Origin of the sequence: Rhizobium sp. CB3060 (assembly GCF_025200735.1) — a bacterium.
Classification (GTDB): domain Bacteria; phylum Pseudomonadota; class Alphaproteobacteria; order Rhizobiales; family Rhizobiaceae; genus Rhizobium.
In genome coordinates this window covers 1,571,527-1,583,991 of record NZ_CP104159.1, presented here as the reverse complement: position 1 = coordinate 1,583,991, position 12,465 = coordinate 1,571,527, and the positions used below count along the sequence as shown (strand labels likewise).

At 59.2% G+C, this 12,465-nt stretch carries 8 protein-coding genes; 6 read left to right on the top strand and 2 right to left on the bottom strand.

Annotation, left to right across the window (positions count from 1 at the left end; genetic code table 11):
* Nucleotides 1-30: 30 nt before the first annotated feature.
* The 3 genes from N2601_RS26645 (at nt 31) to N2601_RS26635 (ending at nt 3,546) form a co-directional block, all read left to right on the top strand.
* Nucleotides 31-1,263 (top strand): ABC transporter substrate-binding protein, encoded by a 1,233-nt coding sequence (locus N2601_RS26645; RefSeq protein WP_260304344.1) that lies wholly within the window; start codon nt 31-33, stop codon nt 1,261-1,263.
* A gap of 301 nt (nt 1,264-1,564) precedes the next feature.
* On the top strand, nt 1,565-2,575 hold the full coding sequence (locus tag N2601_RS26640) for an ABC transporter substrate-binding protein (protein ID WP_260304343.1): 1,011 nt from the start codon (nt 1,565-1,567) through the stop codon (nt 2,573-2,575).
* An 86-nt stretch (nt 2,576-2,661) separates the two neighbouring features.
* Nucleotides 2,662-3,546, top strand: a complete 885-nt coding sequence (locus N2601_RS26635; protein ID WP_260304342.1) for a GntR family transcriptional regulator — start codon at nt 2,662-2,664, stop codon at nt 3,544-3,546.
* Here N2601_RS26635 and N2601_RS26630 read toward each other — a convergent pair.
* A complete protein-coding gene (locus tag N2601_RS26630) occupies nt 3,537-4,610 on the bottom strand; it encodes a lactonase family protein (protein WP_260304341.1) in 1,074 nt (357 codons plus the stop codon). The genes N2601_RS26635 and N2601_RS26630 overlap by 10 nt on opposite strands.
* Before the next feature lie 151 nt (nt 4,611-4,761).
* Here N2601_RS26630 and N2601_RS26625 point away from each other — a divergent pair, with 151 nt between their 5' ends.
* The 3 genes from N2601_RS26625 to N2601_RS26615 all read left to right on the top strand — a co-directional run bounded on the left by N2601_RS26625 (nt 4,762) and on the right by N2601_RS26615 (nt 11,217).
* A complete protein-coding gene (locus tag N2601_RS26625; protein ID WP_260304340.1) occupies nt 4,762-6,114 on the top strand; it encodes an MFS transporter in 1,353 nt (450 codons plus the stop codon).
* Nucleotides 6,115-6,136: 22 nt separating this feature from the next.
* On the top strand, nt 6,137-8,755 hold the full coding sequence (acnA, locus tag N2601_RS26620) for an aconitate hydratase AcnA (RefSeq protein WP_260305260.1): 2,619 nt from the start codon (nt 6,137-6,139) through the stop codon (nt 8,753-8,755).
* Nucleotides 8,756-9,180: 425 nt separating this feature from the next.
* Nucleotides 9,181-11,217: a methyl-accepting chemotaxis protein gene (locus N2601_RS26615; RefSeq protein ID WP_260304339.1), complete on the top strand. Its 2,037-nt coding sequence runs from the start codon at nt 9,181-9,183 to the stop codon at nt 11,215-11,217.
* A gap of 89 nt (nt 11,218-11,306) precedes the next feature.
* On the opposite strand, the gene N2601_RS26610 is transcribed toward N2601_RS26615, so the two are convergent.
* A complete protein-coding gene (locus N2601_RS26610) occupies nt 11,307-12,464 on the bottom strand; it encodes a M20 aminoacylase family protein (protein ID WP_260304338.1) in 1,158 nt (385 codons plus the stop codon).
* Nucleotide 12,465 lies beyond the last annotated feature (1 nt).

The window sequence follows — 12,465 nt, the reverse complement described above, 5'->3', positions numbered from 1 at the left end:
GCCTGCCACCGAACAATGGGAGGAACTGATATGAGATTTATCTCCAAGCTGAAGGGCTGCACAATGCAGTTGGCCGTGGCCGCGCTGCTTGCTGCGACCCACGCCAGCGCAGCCGAGACCACGCCGGGGGTAACCGACGATTCGGTGAAGATCGGCGTTACCGGCCCATTGACCGGGCCGGTTGCCGTTGTCGGCGGCGTCGCGGAAGGCATACGCGCCCGCATCGAACAGGCCAACGCCGAAGGCGGCGTTAAGATGGGCGACGGAAAAACGCGCAAAATCGACCTGGTTATCGAAGACGACTCGCTCGATCCCCAGCGCACGCTGGCCAACGTCCGTAAAATGGTCGAACAGGAAAAGGTATTCGCCTTGGTGGGCACCGCCGCAACGCCAAATAACCTTGCGATCGGCCGCTACATCACCCAGAAGAAAATCCCGAATATCTTCATGTATTCAGGGGTGATTGCCTTGAATGCTCCGAAGTGGGAGGTTGGCTTCGTCCCGTCCTTCTCCACTGAGGCGGACTCGTTTGCCGAATATCTGAAGGCGCATAAGCCCGAGGCGAAGGTCGCCATTCTCTATCTCAACACCGAGACCGGCCAAACCTTCATGAAGGCGTTCGACCGTTCGATCGAGGGCTCCCACATCAAGGTATTGGACCGACAGCCTGTCACCTCCCAAGATCCAACCGTTGAAACTCAGCTCTCGACGCTGAAAGCGTCCGGTGCTGACACCCTCGTCATCATCGCAGCACCCCGCCAGGGCGGCGAGGCGATCCGCTTTCAATCCGAAAGCGGCTGGAAGCCTTTGACCCTGGTGACGAACCTTTCGTCGGCTTATCCGGTTCTCCAGTCGGTCGGACTGGACAATGCCAAGGGCATCATTACGTCGGACTATCTCAAGCCCATCATCAGCGACAAGCCGTCGGGCGACGAGGGCGTTGATCGTTATCTTTCCGCCATCTCCGCCGCCAAGGTAAACTTCAATTTCGCAAACACGATTGGTCAGACCGGCTACGCCATCGGCGATTCCTTGATCCAGGCGCTTGAGAAGCTCAAGAGCCCGACGCGCGAGGAACTGATGAAGGTCGTGCAGAATATGGACGGCTGGAAAAATCCGCTTCTTCTGAACGGCATTACCATGACCACCAAGGAAGGCAGCGACATTTTCCCGACCGAAGCGCTGCAGCTCTATCAGTTCGACGGCCAGAAGTACGTGCCGCTCGGCGACGTCATGCATTTTGAGGGCAAGACGAAGGAGTGATGCTGCAATGAGGACGCCGGACCGCTGTCGCTGGCGTTCTCAATCCCGATCCAGCCTGCGGGAAGCAGTTTCCAAAAAAAAGAATAATATAATTATAAAATGCAATTGTGCATTCCTTCAAACGTGGCTAGTCTCTCATCGGAGGATGAAGGACTGACCGTCGGCGCCGAGACCATTTGGGAGAGGTGGAGGCCTGCCGGCACCCTGAGGCCGAGGCTCGTTTGGTGTCCGTTTCTGTGTCGCGTCATGGGGCGCAGAGACGGTCACTCAAGCGATTTATTGCACTAAGGAGGAGGAATTCATGCGTTCAGCAGGTCTCTATTTTTCGACCGCAGCTATCTGCGTGGCAATTGCGACGGGAGCCATGGGCACAACAGCCAAAGCTGCCGAGAAGATTTCAATCATGGTGGGTGGGTATGAAAAGCAGATCTACCTGCCCGCCAAGCTCACCGAAGCCCTCGGCTATTTCAAGGACGAAGGGCTCGATGTCGAACTGCTGAATGAGTCGGCTGGAGTTGATGCGGAAAATCAGCTACTTGCGGGCGCCGTTCAGGGTGTTATCGGCTCTTACGACCATTGCGTGGATTTGCAATCCAAGGGCAAGTTCGTCGAGTCGGTCGTCCAATTGCAGCAGGTTCCCGGCGAAGTAGAGCTGGTTTCGACGAAACATCCGGAAATCAAATCGCCTGCCGACTTCAAAGGAAAGGCACTCGGGGTAACCGGGCTCGGCTCATCCACCAATTTTCTGACGCTTTACATGGCATCGAAGGCTGGATTGAAGACGGGCGATGTGACGACCGTTCCGGTCGGTGCAGGCTCGACCTTCATCGCAGCCATGCAGCAGGACCAGATCCAGGCTGGAATGACCACCGAGCCGACCGTATCACGGCTGCTGAAGACAAACGAAGCCAAGGTGCTGGTGGACCTTCGCACCGTCGAATCGACACGAGCGGCGCTCGGCGGAGTTTATCCGTTTGCTTCGCTATACATGGAAAGTTCCTGGGTCGACTCGCACAAGGAGGAAGTCCAGAAATTGGTCAACGCCTTTGTAAAAACAATGCGATACATCGACACTCACTCTGCCGCGGAGATCGCTGACAAGATGCCGAAGGATTTCTATGTCGGCGACAAGGACGGCTATGTCAAAGCGCTTGAGGTAAGCAAGGGCATGTTCACACCTGACGGAATGATGCCCAAGGGAGGCCCGGAAACCGTCCTGACGGTTCTCTCGGAATTCTCCAAGAACGTCAAAGGCAAGCAGATCGATCTTTCGAAGACCTACACGACTGAATTCGTCAAAAACGCCAGATAAGCGGACTGGGTCCGGATATCGACAGGGCTGTCTTGATGTTTCATGCGGTGATAGAAAACCGCAAGAGAAGCAATGAATCGGAAGCCATGGCGAGAAGCAGCCTCACACCGCAGATCAGCGGCAATATCATCGAGTTCGTGAAAGCGAACGGAATGCGCGAGGGCCAGCATCTGCCTCTTCAGATGCTGGCCGATGCATTCCGCGTCTCGCGCGCGCCGATCATGAGTGCGCTGCGGAGCCTGGAGGGCCGCGGCATCGTCCGTGCCGAGCCGAACCGAGGCTACTTTCTGGCGGTTGATGGCGAGAGTCTGGATGCTTCCGGGCCGGAGAGCCCCAAAGACAGCGATGGTGACGAAGCCATCTATTTCCGGATCGCCGAGGACCGCTTTTCCGGCAAACTCGAGGAGCGTGTCAGCGAAAGCGAGATGATGCGCCATTACGATCTGCCGCGAAGCCGTTTGCTTAAGATCCTGCATCGGATTGCCGATGAGGGATGGGTCGAGCGCCTGCCCGGCAACGGTTGGTCCTTTCGGCAAACCTTGACGTCGAGGCAGAGCTATCAGGATGGCTACACGTTCCGTGCCGTCATCGAGCAGCAGGCCATGCTGCTGCCAAGCTTCGAGCCAGATCCTGAAGGGTTCAGACGCGCGCGTCAGATCCAGACGGAACTTGGCCAGGGTGGGTATGAAACCTGGTCGCGCGCTGAGATTTTCAAGGCGAACAACGAGTTTCACGAGATGCTCGTCGCTTGCTCGCGCAACGAATTCTTTCTCGATGCGATCAGGCGCATAAACCGCCTGCGCCGGCTGATCGAATATCATATCACGATCGACAGAAGCCGGCTTCCGAGACAGACGGCCGAGCATCTGCATATCCTCGACCTGATCGAAGACGGTCGCCGCAACGAGGCGGCGGCATTCCTTTATACCCACATCATGGGTGCGAGCCGCATCAAGACGCCTCAGGTCTGATTTAGATCTTTGAGAAGGATGCAGACCGGGCTGCCGACGGTAAGGACGCTCGACGGCGGTGACAGTGCGCCGGATCTTTTGTCGACGCCGAAGGCGACCACCGTATCGGTGTCCTCGTTAGCGGCAAGTAGGACATCGCCTTCGCAGAGAAGCGTGAAGAAGCGCGGCGTCTTTCCAGCCGTTGCCCATGAGCCGACGGATGTCATCCGTCCATCCTCTCCAATCGCAAAACCCGCAATCGTGTCGCTGCCGCGATTGGACGCATAGACGAAGCGGCCATCGGCAGAAACCGCAATCTCGGCGCCGCGGCTGTTGCCGGTGAAGCAGTCAGCAACCGACGAAAGGATCTGGAATGGTGCGATGCCTCCCGTCGCCGGATCGAAGCGATACGCGGCCATGCTGCAGTCCAGCTCGTTGATGACATAGGCGAGGCGGCCTTCGGGGTGAAAGGCAATATGGCGTGGGCCGGCGCCTTCGCGGGTCTCGCAGGATGCCACCTTGATCAACGTGCCGGAGGCGCGGTCCAGACGATAGACGAATATCGCATCCAGGCCCTTATCCGGCACCACGATCCATTTTCCCGACGGGTCGAACTGGACCTGATGGGGCTTGGCGAAGGGCTGCTCGACGCGGTGAGGCCCAAGCTTTCCTTCGATCACGGTCAGGCTCTCGACCGGGCCAAGCCGTCCATCATCCAGGCGCCGGAGCACGGCGAGCGAGGAGGTCACATGGTTCGCGACGATCAGGAACTGGTTCGAGGGATCGAATGAAAGGTGGACGGGATTGCGGCCCTCGGTCGACTGCTCGTTCAGGAAGGACAGGTGGCCAGAAGATGGGTCGATGGAGAAAGCGCTCACGCGGTTGGAATCGCCGTGAACGGTGTAGAGGAATTGGCCTGTCTGGTCGAAGGCGAAGAAGGAGGGGTTTTCCATCTCCACCAATTGCCGATGCTCCCAGCTCAGATCCTGCCCGAGCCGGTAGACGTTCAGACCGTTGCCACGCGCGTTGCGGGCCTTCGTCGTGCGTGCACCGATATAGGCGATCCTCACCTTTTCCCCGTCCATACCAGAAATCCTCGCGCGAATTGATGTGTTTACCATCAATATCGCTATTTACACTTCACGGCAATTGCATTTTATAATCATATTGTGTAAATAAGCTCGCATGTGCTCGGACATGCCCGGGTATCACCATCACTGCTTCTGGGAGGTAGCAATGACCGATGCTGCGACAAGCGGACTAGAAAAGGCCACGATGCGAAAGGTCTTCTGGAGGATCGTCCCCTATACGTTTCTGCTCTACATCATCTCGTATCTGGATCGCGCGAACCTCGGTTACGCGGCGCTGCAGATGAACAAGGATCTGGCGCTGTCTGCCGAAGCCTTCGGCTTTGCCGGCGGTATCTTCTTCATCGGCTATTTCCTCTTCGAAGTGCCGAGCAACATCGCCTTGCAGAGATACGGATCGCGTATCTGGATTTCACGCATTCTGCTGACCTGGGGTGCGGTCGCGGTGCTGACCGGCTTCGCTCAAAGCGCCATGCAGCTTTATATCCTGCGCTTTCTTCTCGGCGTTGCCGAAGCCGGCTTCTTCCCCGGCATTATCATCTATCTGACCTACTGGTTCCGTTCGAAAGAGCAGGCGACGACTGTGGCATTCTTCACCGCCGCCATTCCCGTTTCCTATCTTATGGGCGCGCCGCTTAGCACCTGGATCATGGACAATGTCAGCGGCTTCGGTCTTTCTGGTTGGCGATGGATGCTGATCCTCGAGGGCGTCCCCGCAGTTGCCGCCGGCATCTTCAACTATTTCTACATGACGGACCGCCCCGAAAAGGCGAAATGGCTGACCGAGGAGGAGCGGGACTGGCTGACGAAAGCGCTTGCCGCCGATCATGCCAATCGCAAGAACGTCAAACATCTTGGTCTCTGGCAGGCGATCTCGAACCCGAAAGTGCTGTTCCTGTCCGCCATCTATTTCATCTATCAGGTCGGCAATCTCGGTATTGGCCTGTGGATGCCGCAGATCATCCAGAGCTTCGGCGGCGATCTCAGCCATTTCCAGATCGGCCTCGTCGCCATGGTCCCTTATGCCGTCGCCACCATTGCTATGGTGCTGTGGTCGCGCAGCTCGGATCGCACCGGCGAGCGCCAGAAGCATACGGCAGCCCCGCTGCTGATTGCAGGCATCGCATTGGCGGCGACTGGCCTGACCCATGATCCCTATATTGCTATCGCGCTGATCTCCGTGGCGCTCGCCGGGATCTATGCCTTCAAGTCGCCGTTCTGGTCGCTGCCCGGCCTGTTCCTTACCCGATCGACCGCCGCGGTCTCGATTGCCGCCATCAATTCCATCGGCAATCTCGGCGGCTTCGTCGGCCCATACGCAATGGGTGCAGCCAAGACATGGACAGGCAGCGCCCTCGGCGGGCTTATGTTCCTCGCGGCACTTCTGTTGCTGTCCTTCCTGATGACTTGGTTCATGCGTGTCTCCAATGAGGAGACCGCAGAGGGCGTGGGGCCGTCTGGGCAATTCAATATCGCGCGGGCCAGATCGCCCAAATCGTGAAGCAGGGTTTCAGAGCATGAGCATGACCACGGTCGGCAAATTCGCCGTAGATGGCGTCCAGTACGATATCATTGACCTGCCGAAGGAGGCCGGTCCGAAGCTCGAGCGGATGCCCTATATCCATCGCATCCTGCTGGAAAACGTGCTCCGGACAGGGGGAGATGACGCCGCGCGCGCCAAATCGGCGATCATTGCCTGGCTCGATGAGGGCAGGAGCGAGGTCGAAATCCCGTTCTTGCCGAACCGTGTCCTCATGCATGACACGACCTGCGGACCGGCACTGGTGGATATTGCGGGCATGCGGTCCGCATTGGCGGAAGCCGGCGGCAATCCGGCCCTGCTCAATCCCGTGGTGCCAGTCGATGTCTCGACCGATCATTCGGTTGCCGTCGATGCGTTCGGAAGCTCTGCTTCGCTCGAGCGCAACATGCAGCGCGAATACGAGCGCAATGCCGAGCGCTATAGCTTCATGAAATGGGCGACCAACACGCTGACCGGCTTCCGGGTCCATCCGCCCGGCACCGGTATCATGCACACCCTCAATTTGGAACGACTGGCAACGGTCGTGACCCAGCAGCAGAAAGACGACAGGCGTTGGGCCGTTCCCGATACTTTGATCGGAACGGACAGTCATACCCCGATGATCAACGGGATCGGCGTGCTTGCCTGGGGTGTCGGCGGCCTGGAGGCCGAAAGCGTCTTCTTCGGCATGCCGGTGACGCTCCGTGTGCCGGATGTCGTCGGCGTACGCCTGATCGGCGGCCTGCGGGAGGGGGTTCTTGCCACCGATCTCGCGCTGGTCGTCACCCATCTGCTGCGTCAGATCGACCTTCAGGACAAGTTCGTCGAGTTCTATGGGCCGGGTGTGTCGACGTTGACGGCGGGCGACCGCGCAGTCGTTGCAAACATGACGCCGGAATTCGGCGGCAATAGCGGTTATTTTCCCATCGACGGCCATACGACCCAATATCTGAGGGCGACGGGACGCAGTGAGGATCACGCCGATTTCGTCGAGCACTATGCCAAGCGCGTGGGGCTCTGGTTCGATCCATCCTCGGAGCCTCGATATACATCCACCCTTGAAATCGATCTCTCCAGCGTCGAACCGAGCCTTGCGGGTCCCCGGCGTCCGCAGGATCGCATTCCCGTCAGCGAAACGGCGCCTGCCATTGTCGGCATGAAGAAGCCGTCGGCCGATGTCGAAGGGCAGCCGAACAGCGGCGCCGTCGCGATTGCCGCGATCACGAGCTGCACCAACACCTCCGATCCGCGCCTGCTCGCCGCCGCCGGGCTCCTTGCGCGCAAGGCGCGCGCCTACGGACTGCGTCCGCCGCATTGGGTGAAGACCTCGCTGGCGCCGGGATCCCCGACCGCCGAGCGCTATCTTAGGAGAGCCGGTCTGCTTGAAGATCTCGAAGCCGTGGGTTTCGGGATCGTCGGCTATGGCTGCACGACATGCATCGGCAATTCCGGGCCCCTGACGGAGCCCATCGCAAAGGCGATGGCAGAGCGCGATATTCTGCCCGTAGCGGTGCTTTCCGGAAACAGGAATTTCCCCGGCCGCGTGCATCCTCAGCTCGAAGCAGGCTTCCTCGCTTCTCCGCCGATGGTCGTCGTCTTTGCGCTGGCCGGCACCGTCGAGCTCAATATACTGACGGATCCGATCGGCTACTCCCGTGAAGGGACACCGGTCACGCTTTCGATGGTGTGGCCAAAGGCGTCCGAGATCGATGACGCCGTGGCGCAAGCCTCTGACATCGGTGACTTCGCCCCCGCCTACGAGAAGGCCGAGGCCAGCAAGGCATGGCGAGACCTCGATGCGCCGACCACGATTATCTTTCCCTGGGATGAGAAATCGACCTACATCCGCCGGCCGCCTTTTGCGAGCTTCGGCAAGGGCACGTTGCTGGGTAACTATCAGGCCCATCCTATTCTGGTCGTCGGCGACGACATAACGACCGACCATATCTCCCCCGCCGGCGCTGTTGAGGCGAAGAGCGACGCGGGGCGCTATCTCATCGAGAGGGGAGAGAACCCGGCGGACCTCAACGTGTTCTCGTCGCGTCGCGGCAATTGGCAAGCCATGATCCGCGGCCTGTTCACGAACAAGACGGTCAGCAACTTGATCGGAGCGGATATTCCGCCCGGATCGACCATTCATGCCCCTTCGGGTGAGATCATGTCTCTCTGGGCCGCCGCGCAGCTCTATGCAGCGGAAGATCGATCGGTCGTGGTCGTTGCGGGCGAGCGATACGGTATGGGATCGTCGCGCGATTGGGCTGCGAAGGGTGTTTCACTGCTGGGGGTGAGGGCGGTTCTCGCCTTGAGCTTCGAGCGGATCCATAGATGGAACCTGATTGGAATGGGCATTCTGCCGCTTCGACTGCCAGAGGCTTTTGGCCCTGCCGACCTGGCGTTTGCGGCGGAAGATCTGGTGGAGGTCTCTGCCGATCCAGCGCGCATTGAGCCACGTTGCAAGGTTGGCGTTGTTGTGAAGCGAGCGACTGGACAGAAAATAAGCCTCACGGCAACCGCCGCGATCGAAACCAACGCTGAGGTCGACATTCTCCGGGCGGGGGGCATTCTCCCTCTTATTCTGCGCAATGCGATGCAGACCGGAGCAATGTCGCGATTGCTCTAATAAGCGTTCATTCGGGGAAACACGCCGAAACCGGGCTGAGAGAGAAGTTTCTCAGCTTGCGGTTAATGCGGCGCTTTGAGCTTGGGCTACCATGCAGTTCGCGTGGATGAGAGCCAACGTCACTGGGACAACGAAAAGCAGGTGGCTGGGAGCTTTCCAAGCCTCCGCGGTCTTTTAGCATTATCCATTTCATGCCCCTCTTATCCCATTTGCGCAGCTAACCTCTAAGTTGCATAAAATGCAAAACTTTTTGTTAATTGTTACAGAACGTTAGTTGGACAGGGCCGACGAAATCCCACCTTCGAAGGAAAGGTAGTCTCGAAAGCCGGACGCCTATACCGCGGTCGAATGAAGTCGATCACGCTTTCTAAAATTCAGCAGGGGATATGACGTTTTCCTGTTTCTACTATGGAGGAACTGGAACAATGACGACGAGTATCTTTTCGCGAATTAGCACCAAACTGACTATGCTTTCCGGCGTCGGCATTTTCTTGGTCGCGGTCATGCTGGTCACGGCTTGGCAAAGTGGCCAACTCGTTAAAGAACGCGCCGCTTATCAAAGGGATCAGTTGATCATTTCGCGGGATCTGGTTGACGCAAAGGCATCGTTGCGTGGAATGCAAGTCGATGTGCGCGATTTGCGCCTTGCGACCTCGACGGATGAAGCTGCCAGCGCCGTCGAACATATCGGCACCCACAAGGCGTCCCTCGTGAAATATTTGGATGACGCGCTTGGCGGGTTGCGGCTGCAGGTCAACAGAGATCGGATTGCGGCAATCAAGGCAGCGGTCGATACTTTGTTTTCAACGACCAATGAAATGGCAAAGGTCATCGCGGCCGAACTACAGGTCAAAACGACCGACCCCGCGCTTGAGGCTAAGGAAAGGGAAGTTCAGGCTAAGCTGCTGTCAATAGCGACCGAGGGGTCTAACCTTCTCGACGAAGGGGTGGACTCGGCGAAGACGATGGCGACACGGGCCGAGGAGGATGCAACCGAAACGGCAGCCTTAGCTCTACGCCTCAATCTCGGCATCGGGGCGCTGGCTGTTGTTGTGCTGATCGGCGCTGTCATGTTCGGTGCTCGGGTGATCGCAAGGCCGATTGGCCAGATTACCGAAAGCATGAGCGTTCTTGCCGAGGGCAATCTTGATACGAATGTCCCCTTCGCCGCCCGGCACGACGAAATTGGTGAGATGGCCCGTGCCGTCGAGGTATTCAAGCAGAATGGCATCAAGGTGCGGGAGATGAACGCCCAGGAGGCGGCGCTCCAGGCGAAAAGCGCCGACCTGCAATCGAGCATCGGCGAAGTCGTATCGGCGGCGGTGGCCGGTGACTTCACGCAGCGCATCACCAAAGACTACGACAACGCCGACCTCAACCGCTTCGCGGCGCAGGTCAACGAACTGGTCGCCTCCGTTGATCGTGGTGTTGCCGAGACCCGCCGCGTCATCGCGGCGCTTGCCGACGGGGATATCCGGGAGAACATGCGCGGAGAGTTCCAGGGCGCTTTCGGAGAGCTTCAGTCCAACGTCAACGCGACCATGGACAACCTTCGCTCCGTACTCGGCGAGGTTCGTGCCGCCATCGATACGATCAATGGCGGTGCCGGCGAAATGCGCCTGGCGTCGGGGGATCTTTCCAAGCGCACCGAGCAGCAGGCCGCCGCGCTGGAGGAAACCTCCTCGGCTCTGGAAGAAATCACCGTCGCCGTGAAAAGCTCGACCGAACGCGCAGTTGAGGCCAGTCATATGGTGGACGAGGCGCGCAGGAGCACCGAGCAGTCAAGCGCTGTCGTCAAGCAAGCAGTCTCTGCGATGGGACGGATTGAGCAGGCCTCGGGCGAGATCAGCCAGATCATCAACGTCATCGACGAGATCGCTTTCCAGACGAATCTCCTAGCACTCAACGCCGGTGTTGAAGCCGCGCGTGCCGGCGAGGCCGGCAAGGGTTTTGCCGTCGTCGCCCAGGAAGTGCGGGAACTGGCACAACGCTCGGCCAATGCGGCAAAGGACATTAAGGGGCTGATCAACCGCTCCGGCGATGAGGTCACCTCGGGTGTCAAATTGGTGACAGCTACGGGGGATGCCCTTGGCCTGATCCAGGGGCATGTCGCCAAGATCAACGAGCATGTGCACTCGATCGCCACGGCCGCGAAGGAACAGTCGACCGGCCTTCATGAGGTCAGCACCGCCGTCAACGCGATGGATCAGGTGACACAGCAGAACGCGGCCATGGTGGAGGAATCGACCGCCGCCACCGGCCGCCTCGCCGAGGAGGCCGCCAGCCTTGCCCGGCTGATTGCTCGCTTCAAGCTCGACGTGGGTCAAGCGGCGCCACGTGCCGTTACCGCCGAAAGCCGACCGGTGCCTTCGCCGGCGCGTGCGCTCAAGCAGAAGCTGACAGGTGCCTTTCGTGGACAAGCCACGGCGGCAGCAGCCGTTGCCGGGTGGGAAGAGTTTTGATGGAAGCGCCAGCGGCTGCCCGCAAGTAGCGGTCAGCCCTCCGAACTGGCTGGGATGAATGAGTGGGCCGCGAGGCCCACTTTTCTATATCAAGACAGGGAAAGCCTGCGACGGACGATCGCGGTGTGGAAGTTCGTCCCATGGATCAGACCGTCGTCGCAGAAGTCGTAGCGAGGATTGTGCAGCGGTGCAGAATCCCCGTTGCCGAGGAAGACGAACACGCCGGGCGCATGCTTCAAAAAGTGCGCGAAGTCCTCGCTTCCGGTCATCGGTTCCCGTGCTATGCGAACGTTTTTCTCTGGTAGAAAACTGTGAGCGGCAGCGAAAGTCTCCTCGACCAGATCGGGATCGTTGAGGAGCGGAACGAATTCCCGGGTATAGGTCACTTCGGCCGAGACGTTATAGGCGAGAGCGGTTCCCTGCGCGATTATGCGCATCTGCTTCTCGATTTCGGCGCTGACCTCTGAACGGAAGCTTCGTGCGTCACCCCGGATCATGGCCTCTCCCGGCAGCGCGTTTCGGGTTCCGTCGGTGATGAGTTCGGTGACGGAAACCACGGAGATATCCGTAGGGCTGAGGCGGCGCGAGACGATCGTCTGCAGGTTCGTGACGATGGCGCAGGCCGCGACGAGAACCTCGTTACCCCAGTGGGGACGCGCGGCATGGCCGCCGATCCCGGTCAGCTTGATCTCGAAATTGTCCTCGGCCGACATGATTGCGCCAGGCCGGGTTTCGAACGTGCCGACGGGGAGGCCCGGCATATTATGAATTCCGTAGATTTCTTCGAAGGGGAAGCGGTCCATCAATCCGTCTCCGAGCATGGCGAGTGCGCCGCGGCCCCATTCCTCGGCGGGCTGAAAGATGAAGCGGACGGTTCCGTCGAAGCCACCGTCCTCGGCGAGCAGCTTGGCGGCTCCGAGAAGCATAGTGGTGTGGCCGTCATGGCCGCAAGCATGCATGATTCCCGGGTTCGACGACCTGTAGGGAAGATCTCCCTGTTCGGGAATTCGCAGCGCATCCATGTCGGCGCGCAGCGCGATCGAGCGGTTGCCGGATCCGCGCTTCAGCGTGCCGACGACACCCGTTCCTCCGACGCGTTCCGCCACATCATCGAGGCCGAACTCGCGCAGCTTGGCTGCAACGAAGGCCGAAGTGCGCCTCTCCTCGAATCCGAACTCGGGGTGGGCGTGCAGGTCGCGTCGCCACGCCGTCATGTCTTTCTTTAAAGCATCGATGTCGATAGCCATT